The organism is Kitasatospora atroaurantiaca (assembly GCF_007828955.1).
GTDB lineage: Bacteria > Actinomycetota > Actinomycetes > Streptomycetales > Streptomycetaceae > Kitasatospora > Kitasatospora atroaurantiaca.
This window is the reverse complement of the sequence record NZ_VIVR01000001.1, coordinates 6,554,564-6,572,377: the sequence shown is the minus strand read 5'-3', so window position 1 is coordinate 6,572,377 and position 17,814 is coordinate 6,554,564. Positions and strand designations below refer to the sequence as shown.

Below are 17,814 nucleotides of genomic sequence, written 5' to 3'. Positions count from 1 at the left end.
CGTGAATCCCGCACGACGGCTCGTCGCCGTCGTACGGGATTCACGCGGCCGGGCTACTCGGCCGTGGCCGGCGGATCCTTGTCGATGTCGGCCGCGATCTCGGCGGCGGCCTCTTCGGTGTCGTCCGTGGCGGCGGATTCGTCACCGCTCAGCAGCCGGCTGAGCTGGCTGCCGAGAATACGCTTGAACTTGCGCTTCTGGAAGCGCTGGCGGTCCAGTACCGCGACCTCCAGCTGCTCGGGGGTCAGGGTGCGCGGAGTGCCGCCGTTCGGGTCCCTGGCGAGGCCGTCCACGGCCACCTTGAGGGCCTCGGCGAGGCTCAGCCCGGCGCGGTGGCGCTGACCGATGTAGTTGCCGATGGAGTCGGAGTTCCCGCCGACCACGACCGAGTTCTTCTCGTCGACCACCGAACCGTCCGGCGTCAGCCGGTAGATCTGGTCGTCCTCGGCCGTCCGGCCGACCTCGGCCACGATCAGCTCGACCTCGTACGGCTTCTCGCCGACCGAGGAGAAGATCGTGCCGAGCGTCTGGGCGTAGACGTTGGCGAGGCCACGGGCCGTCACATCGGCCCGGTCGTAGGAGTACCCGCGCAGGTCGGCGTAGCGGACGCCGCCGATCCGCAGGTTCTCGAACTCGTTGTAGCGGCCGACCGCCGCGAAGGCGATCTTGTCGTAGATCTCGGAGACCTTGTGCAGGGCGCGGGAGGTGTTCTCGGCGACGAAGACGATGCCGTCGGCATAGGTGAGCACGACCACACTGCGGCCGCGCGCGATGCCCTTGCGGGCGTACTCCGCGCGGTCCGCCATGGCCTGCTGAGGCGAGACGTAGAACGGTGTGGACACCGGCGGTCGTCTCCTTCCGGTGAGAAGTGTGGCGGACTAGAGGAGCGGGGCCTGGGGCCCGTTGGGGTGCTCCAGGCGCTGGTCGGTGATCGAGTGCGCGATCTCGGAGACCTCCGGCTCGGACAGGCGGCGGAAGCCCTCGTCGGTGATCAGCGAGACGATCGGGAAGATCTTCCGTGCGAGGTCCGGCCCACCGGTCGCCGAGTCGTCGTCGGCGGCGTCGTAGAGCGCCTGGACGACGAGTGTGGAGGCCTGCTGGGCCGTCAGATCGTCGCGGTAGAGCTTCTTCATCGAGCCCCGGGCGAAGACCGAGCCGGAGCCGGTGGCCGCGAAGCCGCGCTCCTCGGACCGGCCGCCGGTGACGTCGTAGGTGAAGATCCGGCCCCGGCCGAGGTCCAGGTCGTAGCCGGCGAACATCGGGACCACGGCCAGGCCCTGCATGGCCATCCCGAGGTTGCCCCGGATCATCGTGGTGAGGCGGTTGGCCTTGCCCTCCAGGGAGAGGACGGTGCCCTCGATCTTCTCGTAGTGCTCGAGCTCCAGTTGGAACAGCCGGACCATCTCGACCGCGAGGCCCGCCGTGCCGGCGATGCCGACCGCGCTGTACTCGTCGGCCGGGAAGACCTTCTCGATGTCCCGCTGGGCGATCACGTTTCCCATGGTGGCGCGGCGGTCGCCGGCGATCACCACACCGCCGTCGAACACCGCGGAGACGATGGTGGTGCCGTGCGGCGCCTCGATCGTCATCCCCTCGGGCAGGCCGCGGCGGCCGGGGATCAGCTCCGGCGAGTGCCGGCCCAGGAAGTCGATGAACGACGAGGACCCGGGGGTCAGGAAGGCAGCCGGTAGACGCCCGGTGCCACCAGTGTTGGCTTCCACTCGATTCCTTCCAGGTAGATCAACAGCGGATGCCTCGGACCCTACCCGGTTCGAGGCCGTGATCCACATGCCGGACCATCCGATTCTGCATTCGCGCGCAACGAGTCGGCGTCGACTCATTGCGCGCGAACGAAACCCAGGTCATGTCAGATATCGAGTCACTCTCGATATCGAGCGGTGCCCGATCAGGAATCGGACATCCAGGTCACTGTCCACCCTTCTGGACAAATTGCCGCACGAAATCTTCGGCATTCGACTCGAGAACGTCGTCGATTTCGTCCAGGACCGCGTCGACGTCATCGCTCAGCTTTTCCTGGCGTTCCTTGAGGTCCTCGGAGTTCTGCGCCTCCGCAGCCTGCTCCTCGACCTCCTCGGAGGAGCGGTTCGCCCGCTGCTGGCCGCCACCGGTGTCCTTGCTCGCCATTTCCCTCACCCCGCTCGATTCGTCTGGCACGGCTTGGTCTAGCACTACTGCTCAGACCCTATACACCGGGGGCGGATATCGCCTCCAGTTCTACTTCAACGCTCCGCGCTCCCCCGGATGATTCCCATCCGGGGAGCGTTCACCCGTGGTGATCGAAAAGTTACCCGACGTCTCAGCCGCCGGACAGCACCCGGACCAGGTCCTCGGCCGTACGGCACCTGTCCAGCAGTTCCTTGACGTGGTTGCGGGTACCCCGCAGCGGCTCCAGGGTGGGGACCCGCTGCAGCGAGTCCCGCCCCGGGAGGTCGAAGATGACCGAGTCCCAGGAGGCCGCCGCGACGTGCTCGGCGTACTGCTCCAGACAGCGGCCCCGGAAGTACGCCCTGGTGTCCTCCGGCGGCTTGCCGACGGCCCTGGCGACCTCCTCCTCGGTCACCAGCCTCTCGAAGCGCCCACGGGCCACCAGGCGGTTGTACAGGCCCTTGTCGAGCCGTACGTCGCTGTACTGGAGGTCGACCAGGTGCAGCCTGGAGTTGTCCCAGTCGAGGCCGTCGCGCTGGCGGTAGCCCTCCAGGAGCTCCTTCTTGGCGATCCAGTCGAGCTGCTTGGACAGGCTCATCGGATCCCGCTCCAGGCGGCCCAGGACGTCCTCCCAGCGGGCTAGGACGTCCACGGTCTGGTCGTCGGCGTCCTGCCCGTAGCGGTCCTCGACGTACTTGCGGGCCAGCTCGCAGTACTCCATCTGGAGCTGGACCGCGGTGAGTTTCCGGCCGCTGCGCAGCGTGATCAGGTACTCGAGCGCTGGGTCGTGGGAGACCCGGTGCAGGGTGCGGACGGGCTGGTCGACGGCGAGGTCGACCGCGATGAAGCCCTCCTCGATCATCGCCAGCACCAGCGAGGTCATGCCCAGCTTGAGGTAGGTGGAGATCTCGGAGAGGTTGGCGTCCCCGATGATCACATGCAGCCGGCGGTACTTCTCGGCGTCGGCGTGCGGCTCGTCGCGGGTGTTGATGATCGGGCGCTTGAGGGTCGTCTCCAGGCCGACCTCGACCTCGAAGTAGTCGGCGCGCTGACTGAGCTGGAAGCCGTTGGCGGAGCCGTCCTGGCCGATGCCGACCCGGCCGGCGCCGGTGATCACCTGGCGGGAGACGAAGAACGGGGTGAGGTGGCGGACGATGTCGGCGAACGGGGTCGCCCGCTTCATCAGGTAGTTCTCGTGGGTGCCGTAGGAGGCGCCCTTGTTGTCGGTGTTGTTCTTGTAAAGGTTGATCTTCTGCCCGTTCGGCAGCTCCAGGGCGCGGGCGGCGGCCTCCGCCATGACGCGCTCGCCGGCCTTGTCCCAGAGCACGGCGTCGCGCGGGTTGGTGACCTCCGGCGAGCTGTACTCGGGGTGCGCGTGGTCCACGTAGAACCGGGCCCCGTTGGTGAGGATGATGTTGGCGAGGCCGATGTCCTCGTCGGTGAGCTGGCTGGCGTCCGCGACGTCGCGCGCGAGGTCGAAGCCCCGGGCGTCGCGCAGCGGATTCTCCTCCTCGAAGTCCCAGCGAGCCCGCCGCGCCCGGTGCATCGCCGCCGCGTACGCGTTGACGATCTGGGACGAGGTGAGCATGGCGTTGGCGTTCGGGTGCCCGGGCACGGAGATTCCGTACTCGGTCTCGATCCCCATCACGCGCCGTACGGTCATGCGGCCCTCCTTGCCCTGCGCTCCGCCCCCACCGGGCCGAGCACTGACGTACCGCCTACATCACCAACGCCGCCGGGCCGTCCCGTCGGCGATGGGTCGAGCCTAGATCGCCGTACCGACAATCGGGAGAGCACCACCCCGACGGCCCCTGACCGGTCGCCGGAGCGCCTCCCGAGACACACCGTCCGGCTGCGGGGCCGATGGGCGCCGCAGCCGGACGGTGAAGTACGACGAACTACAGGTACTGCCCCGTGTTGGCGACAGTGTCGATGGAGCGGCCGGACTCGGCGCCCTGCTTTCCGGTGACGAGGGTGCGGATGAAGACGATCCGCTCGCCCTTCTTTCCGGAGATCCGGGCCCAGTCGTCCGGGTTGGTGGTGTTCGGCAGGTCCTCGTTCTCCTTGAACTCGTCCACGCAGGCGGCGAGCAGGTGGGAGACGCGAAGACCGCGCTGACCGTGGTCGAGGAAGTCCTTGATGGCCATCTTCTTCGCCCGGTCCACGATGTTCTGGATCATCGCGCCGGAGTTGAAGTCCTTGAAGTACAGGACTTCCTTGTCACCGTTGGCGTAGGTGACCTCCAGGAAACGGTTCTCCTCGGTCTCGGTGTACATCCGCTCGACGACCGCCTGGATCATCGCGGCCACCGTGGCCCCGACGGAGCCGTCGTGCTCCTTGAGGTCGTCCGGGTGGAACGGCAGCGAGTCCTTGAGGTACTTCGAGAAGATGTCCTTGGCCGCCTCGGCGTCCGGACGCTCGATCTTGATCTTGACGTCCAGGCGGCCGGGCCGCAGGATCGCCGGGTCGATCATGTCCTCGCGGTTCGAGGCACCGATCACGATGACGTTCTCGAGGCCCTCCACACCGTCGATCTCGGCCAGCAGCTGCGGGACGATGGTGTTCTCCACGTCCGAGCTGACGCCCGAGCCACGGGTGCGGAAGAGCGACTCCATCTCGTCGAAGAAGACGATGACGGGCGTGCCCTCGCTCGCCTTCTCCCGCGCCCGCTGGAAGACCAGCCGGATCTGCCGCTCGGTCTCGCCCACGTACTTGTTGAGCAGCTCCGGGCCCTTGATGTTCAGGAAGTAGCTCTTCCCCTGCGGCCGGCCGGTGACCTCCGCCACCTTCTTGGCCAGGGAGTTGGCGACCGCCTTGGCGATGAGCGTCTTGCCACAGCCGGGCGGACCGTAGAGCAGCACGCCCTTGGGCGGGCGCAGCTCGTACTCCTTGAACAGCTCGGAGTGCAGGTACGGGAGCTCGACCGCGTCGCGGATCTGCTCGATCTGGTTGTGCAGACCGCCGATCTGCCGGTAGTCGATGTCCGGGACCTCTTCGAGGACGAGCTCCTCGACCTCCGACTTGGGGATCACCTCGTAGACGTAGCCGGAGCGGGGCTCCAGCAGGAGGGCCTCCCCCGGGCGGAGCTTGATGTCGCGCAGCGGCTCGGCGAGGCGGACCACCCGCTCCTCGTCCGCGTGCCCGGTGACCAGGGCGCGCTCGCCGTCCTCGAGGACCTCCTTGAGGGTGACGATGTCGCCGATGCTCTCGAAGGCCATCGCGTCCACGATGTTGAGGGCCTCGTTGAGCATGACTTCCTGGCCGCGGCGCAGCTCGTCGAGGTCCACGCTCGGACTGACGTTGACGCGGAGCTTGCGGCCGCCGGTGAAGATGTCGGCCGTGCCGTCCTCGTTCTGGCTGAGGAACGTGCCGAATCCGGCGGGGGGCTGGGCGAGCCGGTCCACTTCCTCCTTGAGGGCCACGATCTGGTCGCGGGCCTCGCGCAGGGTGGAGGCGAGCCGTTCGTTCTGGGCGGTGACTCCGGCCAGATTGGTCTGGAGCTCGACGATGCGCTCCTCGAGGATTCTCGAGTTGCGCGGCGAGTCGGCGAGCTTGCGGCGCAGGACGGCGATCTCCTGCTCGAGGTACGAGACCTCTGCGGCCTCGTCGGAACCACGAGCGGGCCGGCCGGCGTTGCGGTTGTAGTCGTCATCGTGGGCTGCCACGGTCCTCACCTCCTCCGGGGGGAGCTGGACGCTTCCAGACCCTACCTGGGACCAGGGGTCCGTAAACCCCTAGATCAGAAAGATGGAACGGGCGTGTCCGATCTTCGCCCTTGCATGCTTCCCCTCTGCTAGGGAGATACCCACCGCTCAACGCTCAAAGCGGACCAGATGTATCGTCGGTCGAGTCAATACCTGATCGTGACCGTGGATTGCGGTCGGATCGTTGTACGAATGGCAGGAATGCCCCAAGAAGGGGCGACCTGGGACAGAAACGGCAGGGGACATGTCGGTAACCGGCGAGGCGGCGACGGGCGAAGCGCTCGAAGTCTGGATCGACCAGGATCTGTGCACCGGAGACGGCATCTGTGCGCAGTACGCGCCGGAGGTCTTCGAGCTGGACATCGACGGGCTGGCGTACGTGAAGGGCGACGACGACGAGCTGCGCCAGCAGCCGGGCGAGACCGTGCCCGTGCCGCTGACGCTGCTTCAGGACGTGGTGGACTCTGCGAAGGAGTGCCCCGGCGACTGCATCCACGTCCGCCGGGTGCACGACCAGGTCGAGGTCTTCGGGCCCGACGCGGACTAACACTCCGCCAGGAGCCAGTTGCACTGTCCAGGGGCGCGGGGAACTGCGCGAAGCGGAAGACTGCGGGCCTGCACCTTCCGACCTCGCGCAGTTCCCCGCGCCCCTGTTGTGGTTGCTCGTATGCCTAGACGCCGGCTGCCGGGGCCCTGGTCTCGGTGCGGACCCACTGGCCGGCCTTGTGGGTCCAGGTGAGGTCGAGGACGAGGTCGGGGCAGCAGCGCGGGACGTCGTCGTTGGAGTAGCCCCTGGCCCGGCCGACGATGGTGCCGTCGCTGCGGAGCTTGAGCTCGGTGACGGTGAGCCCCTCCTCGGGCCGCACCAGCGTCGCCTTGACCACCGGCTTGCCGTCCGGCCCCGCGGTCAGCAGGTACGCGCCGTCCGGCGGGGTGCCGTTGTCGGCCGCGCAGTGTGCGGCGGCCACGGTGGTGGGCCGACCCTCCAGCTGCGCGCTGAAGTGGAGGCCCACGGTCACGGGGAACGGCCCGCAGTCAAGGGGAAGTTCGGCCTTCGTCGGGTCGGGCGCCTCGGCGGGCTGGAGCGCCTGGACGGGCGGCCTGGTCGGGGTGACCCCGCCCTCGGCCGGGTTGGCGGCCAGTGCGCCGGCGACCACTGCGGCACAGCCGGCGGCCACCACGGCCCAGTGCCGGAAGCCGGATCTGGCGTGCGCGGGGGCCTTCGTCTCGTCCGTCATCGGCACGTCCTGAACCGTCTCGACCGCTGCTTCCACCAGGCATTCCCCTCCGCGGTGGGTGGTGTGAGCGAGCATCGTCCCATACCCCGGCGCAGGTGCACCCACCGGGGCGGACCGGCCGTCAGAGCGCATACGCAAGGGGCGGTACGGCGGGTGGTGGCCCGTCGTACCGCCCCTTGCGGTCGTGCTGTCATGGCGTCAGCCCAGGTCGGGGGTTTCGCTCGTCTCGCGGGCGGCGGCACGGGCCGCGGCACGCTCCTGCAGGCTCGGCTCGGGCGAGCCGTTGTCGTAGTCCTCACCGTACGCGCCCTTGGCGGGGCGGCGGCGGCGCAGCGGCGGCTCGACGCCGTCCGCGAGCCGGCGGGAGGTCAGCAGGAAGCCGGTGTGGCCGATCATGCGGTGGTCCGGGCGGACGGCGAGGCCCTCGACGTGCCAGGTGCGGACCATGGTCTCCCAGGACTGCGGCTCGGTGAAGGTGCCGTGCTCGCGCAGCGCCTCGACGGTCCGCGACAGCTGGGTGGTGGTGGCCACGTAGCAGCAGATCAGGCCGCCGGGGACGAGCGCCTTGGAGGCGACGTCCAGGCACTCCCAGGGGGCGAGCATGTCGAGGATGATGCGGTCGACCTCGGTCTCCACCAGGTTGTCCTGGAGGTCGCCCACGGTGAGCTTCCAGGCCGGGTGGGGGCTGCCGAAGTAGCGCTCGACGTTGGCCTTCGCGATGTCGGCGAAGTCCTGGCGGCGCTCGTACGAGGCGAGCATGCCGGTGTCGCCGACGGCGCGCAGCAGGTAGGTGCTGAGCGCGCCGGATCCGACGCCGGCCTCGACCACGCGGGCGCCCGCGAAGATGTCGGCCATCGCCAGGATCTGCCCCGCGTCCTTGGGGTAGATCACGGCGGCGCCGCGCGGCATGGACAGGACGTAGTCGGGGAGCAGGGGGCGCAGCGCGAGATACGGGACGTTCCCCGTGGTGCGCACGACAGTGCCCTCGGGGGCGCCGATCAGCTCGTCGTGGGGGAACGCACCCTTGTGGGTGTGGAACTGGTTCCCGGCCTGGAGCGTGAACGTGTAGTGGCGGCCCTTGGGGTCGGTCAGCTGGACCTGGTCCCCGACCTGGAAGGGCCCGCGTCGGCGGGTGGCACCGGTCGGTTCGGACATGCGGACAATCCTAAGGGAACCGGGACGCTCCGCCGACCAGTAGATCGTTTCAGCCTCTCGGACGCCCGGAGACTGCCGCGCTGAGCCGCCGCTCGACGTCCATCAGCGAGAGCACGCCGTACACCGAGCCGTCGGGGCGGACCACCAGGTACTCGGTCGCGGGCGAGCGGCGCAGGGCGGCGAGCAGCTCCTCGCCGGTGAGGTCGACCCGCAGCCGCATCCCCGGCTCCAGGTCGCGGGCGAGGGCGCCGACCGCGATCCACGGGCGGCGGTGTTCGGGCACGCCCCGGACGGCGGCCTCCTTGACCAGGCCGGTGGGCTCGCCGCGGCCGTCGACCACGACCACCGCACCGGCCTCGGCCTCGCGGGCCCGGCGCAGCGCCTCGCCGAGCGGGGTGTCGGCGGTGACCTCCACCGCGCGGCGGGCCAGGTCGGGGATGTGCAGCCCGGGCAGTGCTTCCTTGAGGCGGGCGTTGCGTACGCTGCCGGTCGCGCCGTTCCAGATGATCACGGCGAGGACTGCGGAGAGCACCCCGTCGATCAGGCTGTCGGTGGTGGTGCGGTCCGGGCCGCCCCGGGCGGCGGCGATGGCCGGCAGGCCGAAGAGCACCGCGACGGCGAGCGCCCGGCCGACCCAGGCGGCGGCGACCGTACCGGTCATCGCGCGGCCGGTCACGGCCCAGACGAGGGCGCGCAGCATCCGGCCGCCGTCCAGCGGCAGGCCGGGCAGCAGGTTGAAGGCGGCTACCACGAGGTTGCTGACCATCAGCCCGGCCAGCAGCACCCCGGGGACGGTGGACGGCTCGACACCGAGAAGGGCGAGGTAGAAGACGCCGCCGAGCAGCAGCGAGAGCAGCGGGCCGACGAAGGCCAGCCAGAACTCGCGGCCGGGGGTCTCGGCCTCCTTGTCGATCTCCGAGACGCCGCCGAAGAACTGCAGCTGGATACGGCGCACACCCAGCTTGTAGCGGAGCGCGACCAGGGTGTGGGCGAGTTCGTGGACCAGGACGGAGCCGTAGAAGGCGATCGCGAAGGAGAGTGAGACCAGGTAGCGGGTGCCGCCGAGCTCGGGGAGGACGCTGGCCAGCTGGCCGCCGAAGATCCAGGTGATCAGGGCCGCGATGACGAACCAGGACGGGGTGACGTAGATCGGCACGCCGAACGGACGGCCCATCAGGATGCCGCCGGGCCGATCGGATCCGTCGGGCGTCTTGGCGCCGCCCGTCGGTGGCTGTGCGGAGGTCTGCTGCCCCCTGATGTCACTCACCGTGGCCCCTTCGCTCGGTACATCCCCGCTGTGCGCCCACGCTACGTGATCTCTTCGGGATTCCGGCGCGCGCCCCTCCTAGCTGTCATACCCGTTCAACGCCTGCGGCAGCGGCCTCGGTGCCACTCGGAACCGACCGGTGTGGGTGGCTTGGCAGCGGGATGACAGCAACGGGCAATAGGGTCGGGGTATGCACCAGACCGACAGCGCCCCGACCACCGCCGTCGTGCCCAGGCAGGCCGTGGCGCCGACGGGGCTCTCCCCGTCCCGGGCGGGGGATTTCATGACCTGCCCGCTGTTGTACCGCCTGCGCGTGATCGACCGGCTGCCTGAGCCCCCGAGCGCGGCGGCCACGCGCGGCACGGTGGTGCACGCGGTGCTGGAGCGGCTCTTCGACAGCCCGGCGGCCGAGCGTACGCCCGAGCGTGCGCTGGGCCTGCTGCGCCCGCAGTGGGAGCGGCTGCTCGGCGAGCGCCCTCAGCTGGGCGAACTGTTCCCGGGGGACGAGGACGGCGCCGCGCTGACCCGCTGGCTGGCCGACGCGGAGAAGCTGCTGGGCCAGTGGTTCCGGCTGGAGGACCCGACCCGTCTGCACCCCGTGGAGCGCGAGCTGTACGTGGAGACGGTGCTGGAGTCGGGCCTGCTGCTGCGCGGGTACATCGACCGGGTCGACGTCGCCCCGACGGGCGAGGTCCGGCTGGTGGACTACAAGACCGGGCGGGCGCCCTCGCGGGACTTCGAGGGCAAGGCCATGTTCCAGATGAAGTTCTACGCCCTGGTGGTGTGGCGCTGGAAGGGTGTGATCCCCAAGCGCCTGCAGCTGGTCTACCTGGGCGGCGGTGGCGACGTGGTCACGTACGACCCCGACGAGGCCGACCTGCTGTCGACGGAGCGCAAGCTTCAGGCCCTCTGGGAGACGATCTCCCAGGCGGTCGCCACCGGGGAGTTCCCGGCCACCCGCAACCGGCTGTGCGACTGGTGCGACCACCAGGCGAGCTGCCCCGAGTTCGGTGGGACTCCCCCGCCGTACCCGCTGCCCATCAGGGCGAGACCTGACGACGGTCCCACGGGGGGCCAGATGAGCAAGGAGTCGTAGGTGACGATCCGAGTGCTGCTGGTCGACGACCAGCCACTGCTGCGCACCGGTTTCCGGATGATCCTGGAGGCCGAGTCCGACCTGGTGGTGGTCGGCGAGGCCGGGGACGGGCAGCAGGCGCTGGAGCAGGTCCGCGCGCTGCAGCCGGATGTGGTGCTGATGGACATCCGGATGCCCCGGATGGACGGGGTGGAGGCCACCCGACGGATCGCCGGGCCCGGCCGGGACGGCCCGGCCAAGGTCCTGGTGCTGACCACCTTCGACCTGGACGAGTACGTGGTCGAGGCGCTGCGGGCGGGGGCCAGCGGCTTCCTGCTCAAGGACGTCCCGGCCGAGGAGCTGGTGCAGGCGATCCGGGTGGTCGCGGACGGCGCCGCGATGCTCGCCCCGAGCATCACCCGACGGCTGCTGGACATGTACGCCACCAAGCTGCCCTCCGGCGACGAGGCGCCGCCGCAGGCGCTCACCGCACTGACGGAGCGTGAGCTGGAGGTGCTGAAGCTGGTCGCCCGGGGCCTGTCCAACGCGGAGATCGCCGGCGAACTCTTCGTCAGCGAGACGACGGTGAAGACGCACGTCGGCCATGTGCTGACCAAGCTTCAGCTGCGCGACCGGGTGCAGGCCGCCGTGTACGCCTACGAGAGCGGCCTGGTCCGCCCGGGCGCGCAGTAGCGGGAAAGCCGAAGGCCCGCCCCTCCTCGTGCGAGGAGGGGCGGGCCTTCCGGCGTACGGCTACTTCTTGGTTCGGCCGATCTCCCAGAAGCGGAAGACGCCCGAGGTGTCCACCGTCGAGTCCACGCCGGTGATGTCGGCGCGCGAGGCGTAGAAGGACTTGTTCTGGAACAGCGGCAGCACCGGGACGGCGTCCGCCACGATGGACTGGATCTGCCCGTAGGCGCCACCCGCCGTACGGTCGGTCTGCTTGATGCTCTCCGGGACCAGCTTCTGGCTGATCTTCGGGTCGTCCCAGCCGTTGTGGAAGGCACCGCCGTCGACCACCAGCGGGGTGATGAAGTCGTCCGCGTCGGCGTAGTCCGGGGTCCAGCCGACGGTGTAGGCCTGGTAGCTGCCGGCCTTCCAGCCCTTCTGGAAGGCCTTCCAGTCCGGCTCCTGCTGGACCGTCACCTGGAACAGGCCGCTGGCCTCCAGCTGCTTCTTGATCTCGTTCATCTCGGCGGCACCGGCACGGGCCCGGGACCACGTGAGGTTCAGCTTCACCGGCAGCGAGACCCTGGCGCCGTTGAGGATCTTCTTCGCCTTGCCGGCGTCCGGCTCGACGTACCTGTCGAAGAAGGCGGTGTTGTGGCCGGCGATCCCGGCCGGGACGACCGAGTAGAGCGGCTGGACGGTCCGCGCGTAGACGTCACGGGCGAGCACCTTGCGGTCCAGCAGCTGGGCGATCGCCTGGCGCACGGCCGGGTTGCCGGTGACGGCGTCCTTGGTGTTGAAGACGAGGAAGCGGACCTCCGCGCTCTCGCCCTCGGCGACCTTGAAGTCGCTCTTGCCGGTCAGCTGGTCGTCCTTCAGCTTGGCGGCCGTGGGGGGCTCGAGGCTGTTGTCCGCGAGGTCGATGTCGCCCTTGTCCAAGGCGGCCTTGAGGTCCTCGGCCTTGTCGAAGTACCGCAGCACGAACTTGTTGTTCTGCAGCTTGTCCTCGCCCTGGTACTGGCTGTTGGCGGAGAGCGTGACCTTGCCGGGGGCGTGGCCGTCACCGCCGGCCATCGGCTCGATCGAGTCGATCTTGTACGGGCCGGAGCCGACCAGCTTGTCGTTGTCGAGGAGCTTGTCGGCCGGGAAGACCTGGTGGTCCACGATGGCGCCCGCGGCCGAGGCCAGCTTGGCAGGGAGCACCGCGTCCGGCGTGGAGAGGTGGAACACCACGTCGGCACCCTTGGCCTCGACCGACTTGATCGTCGACAGCAGCGAGGAGGGGCCGCTGGGGTCGTTGATCTTCTGCATCCGCTGGATGGAGAAGACCACGTCCTCGGCGGTCAGCGGGTGCCCGTTGGAGAACTTCAGCCCGCTGCGCACCGTGCACTGGTACGTGGTCGCGTCGGAGCCGGCGAACGCGCAGGACTGCGCCGCGTCCGGCTGCGGCACGGTGGCGCCGGAGGGGAACCTGAGCAGCGACTGGAAGGTGTTGTTCAGGAGCAGCCAGGAGCCCGCGTCGTAGGCACCGGCCGGGTCCAGCACGTTGGTCACGTTGACCGTGCCCATGGTGATCGCGCTGCTCTTCGAGTCGCCGCCCGTGACGGCCTTGGTGGCCGAGGCGCAGCCCGCAGCCGTGGTGGCGACCAGTGCGGCACAGCCGAGCACGGCCAGGCGGTTGGCTGAAGTCATGCGGAATACGTTCCTTCTCCATGCGGACCGGCCGTGAATGCCGGTGGCTGCCGCGTGACGCTGCCGGGGTGTGGCGAGTGCCTGCGGGTCCGTACGACCGCAACGCCGGGGAACCGGTGGGATCACCCGCCGGTCTCGGTGGTGCGGTATGGGGGTCGGGGCAGCCGTGGGGGGACTGGTCGGAGTTAGCGTGCCACATCGAACACGTACGAATATCACCACTTCGTACGCTCAGTGAGCGGCCCGGCGGCGGTCAGTCCGGCCGAGCCGACGAGTTGTCAGACAATGCCCGATTTCTCCCCTTCGGCATGCACAGCCCGTTGCCACCGGGCCGCAGCGCGACAGCAACGGGCGCGGAGAAAGAGACCAATCTCACACTCGGGCGGCGACCAGCGAGTGCAGCAGGGGCAGGTCGACCAGCTCCAGCGAGGACAGCACGGTACGCCCGGGGCCCGGCTCGATCCGCGCCACGGACGGGACGGCGATCACCGGGCAGCCGGCCGCCTCGGCGGCCAGTACGCCCGTCGGCGCGTCCTCGACGACCACGCAGCGCCCGGGCTCGGCACCGAGCCGGGCGACGGCGGCCAGGTACGGGTCCGGGTGCGGCTTGGTGCGCGGCACCTCGTCCCCCGCCACCGAGAAGGCGAAGTGGTGGGCGCCCAGGCTCTCCAGCACGATGTCGATGATGTGCCGGTGCGAGGCGGAGACCAGCGCGGCCGGGATGCCGTGCGCGTTCAGGGTGTTGAGCAGGAGCTCGGCGCCCGGCATCAGCGGCACACCGCCGGCCAGCAGGTCGACGAAGCGCTGGTTGATCAGCACGGTCAGCTCGGCCGGGCTGAGGTTCACCTTGGTGGTGGCGATCAGGTAGTCGATGACCCGGCTCATCGGGCCGCCCACCACATGGGCGCGGTCCGTCTCGTCCAGCTGGTGGCCCAGCTCGGCGAAGAGCGAGAACTCGGCCTGCCACCAGAAGTCCTCGGTGTCGACCAGCGTGCCGTCCATGTCGAGCAGCACGGCCTGCAGTCCGTCGCCCCCGGCGCGGTCGAGGGTGCCGGTGAGAGTCGAGATGGTCGTCATGCTGCGGGTCCTTCCCAGTCGTGCGCACCCCGGGGATGGGCACGGGCCGGCCCGCTGGTCTGCGGACCGGCCCGTTAGGGATCATCCAGAATACGCCCACTCCGCCCGAAAGGGGCGAACGCAGCGCAGCGTACGGGTTACCTCGCGTTGAAGTACTTCGCCTCCGGGTGGTGGATGACGATCGCGTCGGTGGACTGCTCGGGGTGGAGCTGGAACTCCTCGGACAGCACCACGCCGATCCGCTCGGGCTTCAGCAGCTCGGCGATCTTGGCCCGGTCCTCCAGCTCGGGGCAGGCCCCGTAGCCGAGCGAGAAGCGGGCGCCGCGGTACTTCAGCGCGAACATGTCCTTGACGTCCTGGGGGTCCTCGTCGCCGAAGCCGAGCTCGTAGCGGACCCGGGCGTGCCAGAACTCGGCCAGCGCCTCGGCCAGCTGGACGGAGAGGCCGTGCAGCTCCAGGTAGTCGCGGTAGGCGTTGGCCGCGAACAGCTCGTTGGCGGCCTCCGAGATCCTGTTCCCCATGGTGACGACCTGCAGGCCGAGCACGTCCTTCTCGCCGCTCTCCTCCGGGCGGAAGAAGTCCGCCAGGCAGAGCCGGCGCCCCCGGCGCTGGCGCGGGAAGGTGAAGCGGGTGTGCTCGCTGCCGTCCTCGTTGTAGACGATCAGGTCGTCGCCCTTGGACGCGGCCGGGTAGTAGCCGTAGACCACGGCAGCCTCCAGCCAGCCCTCGGTCTGCAGCCGGTCCAGCCACATCCGCAGCCGCGGCCGGCCCTCGGTCTCCACCAGCTCCTCGTACGAGGGGCCCTCACCGCTGCGGGCGGCCTTCAGGCCCCACTGGCCCTTGAACAGGGCGTCCTCGTCCAGCCAGGACGAGTAGTCCGCGAACGGGATGCCCTTGACGATCCGGTCGCCCCAGAACGGCGGCGTGGGCACCCGGTTGTCGACCGTGACGTCGGAGCGGATCTGGCCGAGGTTCTCCTCCTCGACCTCCTCGACCTCGACCTTGGCGTGCCGCCGCTGGCGCAGCTCGGGCAGCGCGGCGCCCGGGACACCCCGCTTGACCGCGATCAGCGCGTCCATCAGACGCAGGCCCTCGAAGGCGTCGCGGGCGTAGCGGACCTCGCCCTCGTAGATCTCGTGCAGGTCCTGCTCGACGTACGCCCGGGTGAGCGCGGCGCCGCCGAGGATCACGGGGTAGTCGGTGGCGAGCTTGCGCTGGTTGAGCTCCTGCAGGTTCTCCTTCATGATCACCGTGGACTTGACCAGCAGACCGGACATGCCGATCACGTCGGCCTTGTGCTCGACGGCGGCGTCCAGGATCGCCGAGACGGGCTGCTTGATGCCGAGGTTGACCACGGTGTAGCCGTTGTTCGACAGGATGATGTCGACCAGGTTCTTGCCGATGTCGTGGACGTCGCCCTTGACGGTGGCCAGCACGATGGTGCCCTTGCCCTCGTCGTCGGACTTCTCCATGTGCGGCTCGAGGTACGCCACGGCGGTCTTCATCACCTCGGCCGACTGCAGCACGAAGGGCAGCTGCATCTGGCCGGAGCCGAACAGCTCACCGACCACCTTCATGCCGGCCAGCAGTGTGGTGTTGACGATGTCCAGCGCCGGGCGGTCGGCCAGCGCCTCGTCGAGGTCCGCCTCCAGGCCCTTGCGCTCGCCGTCGATGATCCGGCGCTGCAGCCGCTCCTCCAGCGGGAGCGCGGCCAGCTCCTCGGCCTTGGAGGCCGCGCTGGAGGCCGCGCTGACGCCCTCGAAGAGCTGGAGCAGCTTCTGCAGCGGGTCGTAGTCGCCGTCCCGGCGGTCGTAGACCAGGTCGAGGGCGACCTGGCGCTGCTCCTCGGGGATCCGCGCCATCGGCAGGATCTTCGAGGCGTGCACGATCGCCGAGTCCAGGCCGGCCTCGACGCACTCGTTCAGGAAGACCGAGTTGATCACCTGGCGGGCGGCGGGGCTGAGGCCGAAGGAGATGTTCGACAGACCCAGGGTGGTCTGCACCGAGGGGTGCCGGCGCTTGAGCTCGCGGATGGCCTCGATCGTCTCGATGCCGTCGCGGCGGGACTCCTCCTGGCCGGTGCCCAGGGTGAAGGCCAGGCAGTCGACGATGATGTCGTGCTCGGCGATGCCGTAGTCGGTGGTCAGCTCGTTGATCAGGCGCTCGGCGATGGCGACCTTGGTCTCGGCGGTCCGGGCCTGGCCCTCCTCGTCGATGGTCAGCGCGATCAGCGCGGCGCCGTGCTCGCGGGCGAGGTTGGCCACCTTGGCGAAACGGGAGTCGGGGCCGTCGCCGTCCTCGTAGTTGACCGAGTTGAGCACCGCGCGGCCGCCGAGCATCTCCAGACCGGCCCGGAGCACGTCCGTCTCGGTGGAGTCCAGCACGATCGGCAGCGTGGAGGCGGTCGCCAGGCGGCCGGCGATCTCCTTCATGTCGGCCACGCCGTCCCGGCCGACGTAGTCGACGCAGAGGTCCAGCAGGTGGGAGCCGTCCCGGATCTGCTCGCGGGCGATCTCCACGCAGGCCTGCCAGTCACCGGCCAGCATCGACTCGCGGAACTTCTTGGAGCCGTTGGCGTTGGTGCGCTCGCCGATCGCCAGGTACGAGGTGTCCTGGCGGAACGGCACCGACTGGTAGAGCGAGGCGGCGGCGGGCTCGGGCTGCGGGTTGCGCTGCGCGATCTCGCGGCCCTGGACGCGCTCGACCACCGCGCGCAGGTGCTCCGGGGTGGTGCCGCAGCAGCCGCCGACCAGCGAGAGACCGTACTCGCGGGTGAAGGTGTCGTGCGCGTCGGCCAGCTCGGCCGGGCTCAGCGGGTAGTGCGCGCCGTCCTTGCCGAGCACCGGCAGACCGGCGTTCGGCATGCAGGAGAGGCCGATCCGGGCGTTCTTCGCCAGGTAGCGCAGGTGCTCGCTCATCTCGGCGGGGCCGGTGGCGCAGTTCATGCCGATGTAGTCGATGCCCAGCGGCTCCAGCGCGGTGAGCGCGGCGCCGATCTCGGAGCCGAGCAGCATGGTGCCGGTGGTCTCGACCGTCACCTGGGCGAGGATCGGCAGGTCCAGGCCGGCCTCGGCGAGGGCAAGCTTGCAGCCCAGGATGGCCGCCTTGGTCTGCAGCAGGTCCTGGCTGGTCTCCACCAGCAGCGCGTCGGCGCCACCGGAGATCAGACCGGCGGCGTTCTGCTGGAAGCCGTCGCGCAGCGTGTCGTACGGGGCGTGGCCCAGGGTGGGCAGCTTGGTGCCGGGGCCGATCGAGCCGAGCACCCAGCGGCCGCGGCCGTCCCCGGCGGTGTGCGCGTCGGCGGCCTCGCGGGCGATCCGGGCACCGGCCTCGGACAGCTCGAAGATCCGCTCGGGGATGTCGTACTCGGCCAGCGCGGCGAAGTTGGCCCCGAAGGTGTTGGTCTCCACGCAGTCCACGCCGACCGCGAAGTACGCGTCGTGCACCGAGCGGACGATGTCCGGGCGGGTCACGTTGAGGATCTCGTTGCAGCCCTCCAGCTGCTCGAAGTCCTCCATGGTCGGGTCCTGCGCCTGGAGCATCGTGCCCATCGCACCGTCGGCCACCACCACCCGGGTGGCGAGGGCTTCGCGCAGGGCATTGGCGCGCTCTTGAGGTGCGGAGACGGGGACGGCGGTGGCCATGGGGCTACTCCCTGGGTGCGACGGCTGTCGGCTTTGCGGCCCCTCCGATTACGGGGTCGCACGAGGTCAGGGTAGCCGGACCGACGGTCACGCTCCGAGCGTGTTCCGTATCCTGGGCGTTTCGAGT

General features: G+C 69.7%; 14 protein-coding genes. 3 read left to right on the top strand and 11 right to left on the bottom strand.

Annotation, left to right across the window (positions count from 1 at the left end):
• Positions 1-53: 53 nt before the first annotated feature.
• The 5 genes from prcA to arc form a co-directional block, all read right to left on the bottom strand.
• Positions 54-842, bottom strand: a complete 789-nt coding sequence (gene prcA / locus FB465_RS29490; protein WP_145795419.1) for a proteasome subunit alpha — start codon at positions 840-842, stop codon at positions 54-56.
• Between the two features lie 36 nt (positions 843-878).
• Positions 879-1,721 (bottom strand): proteasome subunit beta, encoded by an 843-nt coding sequence (prcB, locus tag FB465_RS29485; protein WP_145795417.1) that lies wholly within the window; start codon positions 1,719-1,721, stop codon positions 879-881.
• Positions 1,722-1,926: 205 nt separating this feature from the next.
• Entirely contained in the window at positions 1,927-2,145 is a 219-nt protein-coding gene (locus FB465_RS29480) for a ubiquitin-like protein Pup (protein WP_145795415.1), read from the bottom strand.
• A 172-nt stretch (positions 2,146-2,317) separates the two neighbouring features.
• Entirely contained in the window at positions 2,318-3,829 is a 1,512-nt protein-coding gene (gene dop, locus FB465_RS29475; RefSeq protein WP_145795414.1) for a depupylase/deamidase Dop, read from the bottom strand.
• A gap of 235 nt (positions 3,830-4,064) precedes the next feature.
• Positions 4,065-5,831, bottom strand: a complete 1,767-nt coding sequence (gene arc, locus FB465_RS29470; protein ID WP_145795412.1) for a proteasome ATPase — start codon at positions 5,829-5,831, stop codon at positions 4,065-4,067.
• A 283-nt stretch (positions 5,832-6,114) separates the two neighbouring features.
• Here arc and FB465_RS29465 point away from each other — a divergent pair, with 283 nt between their 5' ends.
• On the top strand, positions 6,115-6,417 hold the full coding sequence (locus tag FB465_RS29465; protein WP_145795410.1) for a ferredoxin: 303 nt from the start codon (positions 6,115-6,117) through the stop codon (positions 6,415-6,417).
• Between the two features lie 124 nt (positions 6,418-6,541).
• Here FB465_RS29465 and FB465_RS29460 read toward each other — a convergent pair whose 3' ends face one another.
• From FB465_RS29460 to FB465_RS29450, 3 genes are all read right to left on the bottom strand, one after another.
• Positions 6,542-7,108 carry a hypothetical protein gene (locus FB465_RS29460; RefSeq protein WP_145795408.1) on the bottom strand — a complete coding sequence of 189 codons (567 nt, stop codon included), beginning with the start codon at positions 7,106-7,108 and terminating at the stop codon, positions 6,542-6,544.
• Positions 7,109-7,306: 198 nt separating this feature from the next.
• The gene (locus FB465_RS29455; RefSeq protein WP_145795406.1) at positions 7,307-8,263 is read right to left on the bottom strand and encodes a tRNA (adenine-N1)-methyltransferase; all 957 of its coding nucleotides are present in this window, start codon (positions 8,261-8,263) and stop codon (positions 7,307-7,309) included.
• 49 nt (positions 8,264-8,312) lie between these two features.
• Positions 8,313-9,530: a site-2 protease family protein gene (locus FB465_RS29450; RefSeq protein WP_425461220.1), complete on the bottom strand. Its 1,218-nt coding sequence runs from the start codon at positions 9,528-9,530 to the stop codon at positions 8,313-8,315.
• Positions 9,531-9,720: 190 nt separating this feature from the next.
• Here FB465_RS29450 and FB465_RS29445 point away from each other — a divergent pair, with 190 nt between their 5' ends.
• Together FB465_RS29445 and FB465_RS29440 are read left to right on the top strand one after the other, a co-directional pair.
• Complete coding sequence (locus FB465_RS29445; protein ID WP_145795404.1) at positions 9,721-10,626, top strand: RecB family exonuclease; 906 nt, start codon at positions 9,721-9,723, stop codon at positions 10,624-10,626.
• Entirely contained in the window at positions 10,627-11,298 is a 672-nt protein-coding gene (locus FB465_RS29440; protein WP_145795402.1) for a response regulator, read from the top strand.
• 60 nt (positions 11,299-11,358) lie between these two features.
• On the opposite strand, the gene FB465_RS29435 is transcribed toward FB465_RS29440, so the two are convergent.
• The 3 genes from FB465_RS29435 to metH form a co-directional block, all read right to left on the bottom strand.
• On the bottom strand, positions 11,359-12,966 hold the full coding sequence (locus FB465_RS29435) for an ABC transporter substrate-binding protein (RefSeq protein WP_145795401.1): 1,608 nt from the start codon (positions 12,964-12,966) through the stop codon (positions 11,359-11,361).
• Positions 12,967-13,338: 372 nt separating this feature from the next.
• On the bottom strand, positions 13,339-14,043 hold the full coding sequence (locus FB465_RS29430; RefSeq protein ID WP_145795400.1) for an HAD family hydrolase: 705 nt from the start codon (positions 14,041-14,043) through the stop codon (positions 13,339-13,341).
• 137 nt (positions 14,044-14,180) lie between these two features.
• The gene (gene metH, locus FB465_RS29425; RefSeq protein WP_145795398.1) at positions 14,181-17,687 is read right to left on the bottom strand and encodes a methionine synthase; all 3,507 of its coding nucleotides are present in this window, start codon (positions 17,685-17,687) and stop codon (positions 14,181-14,183) included.
• Positions 17,688-17,814 lie beyond the last annotated feature (127 nt).

Excerpts from the sequence above, each read along its gene's own strand:
- FB465_RS29460 (WP_145795408.1), bottom strand. The coding sequence starts at position 7,108 with ATGACGGACGAGACGAAGGCCCCCGCGCACGCCAGATCCGGCTTCCGG.
- FB465_RS29480 (WP_145795415.1), bottom strand. The coding sequence starts at position 2,145 with ATGGCGAGCAAGGACACCGGTGGCGGCCAGCAGCGGGCGAACCGCTCC.
- FB465_RS29435 (WP_145795401.1), bottom strand. The coding sequence starts at position 12,966 with ATGACTTCAGCCAACCGCCTGGCCGTGCTCGGCTGTGCCGCACTGGTC.
- FB465_RS29465 (WP_145795410.1), top strand. The coding sequence starts at position 6,115 with ATGTCGGTAACCGGCGAGGCGGCGACGGGCGAAGCGCTCGAAGTCTGG.
- FB465_RS29430 (WP_145795400.1), bottom strand. The coding sequence starts at position 14,043 with ATGACGACCATCTCGACTCTCACCGGCACCCTCGACCGCGCCGGGGGC.
- FB465_RS29455 (WP_145795406.1), bottom strand. The coding sequence starts at position 8,263 with ATGTCCGAACCGACCGGTGCCACCCGCCGACGCGGGCCCTTCCAGGTC.
- metH (WP_145795398.1), bottom strand. The coding sequence starts at position 17,687 with ATGGCCACCGCCGTCCCCGTCTCCGCACCTCAAGAGCGCGCCAATGCC.
- FB465_RS29445 (WP_145795404.1), top strand. The coding sequence starts at position 9,721 with ATGCACCAGACCGACAGCGCCCCGACCACCGCCGTCGTGCCCAGGCAG.
- dop (WP_145795414.1), bottom strand. The coding sequence starts at position 3,829 with ATGACCGTACGGCGCGTGATGGGGATCGAGACCGAGTACGGAATCTCC.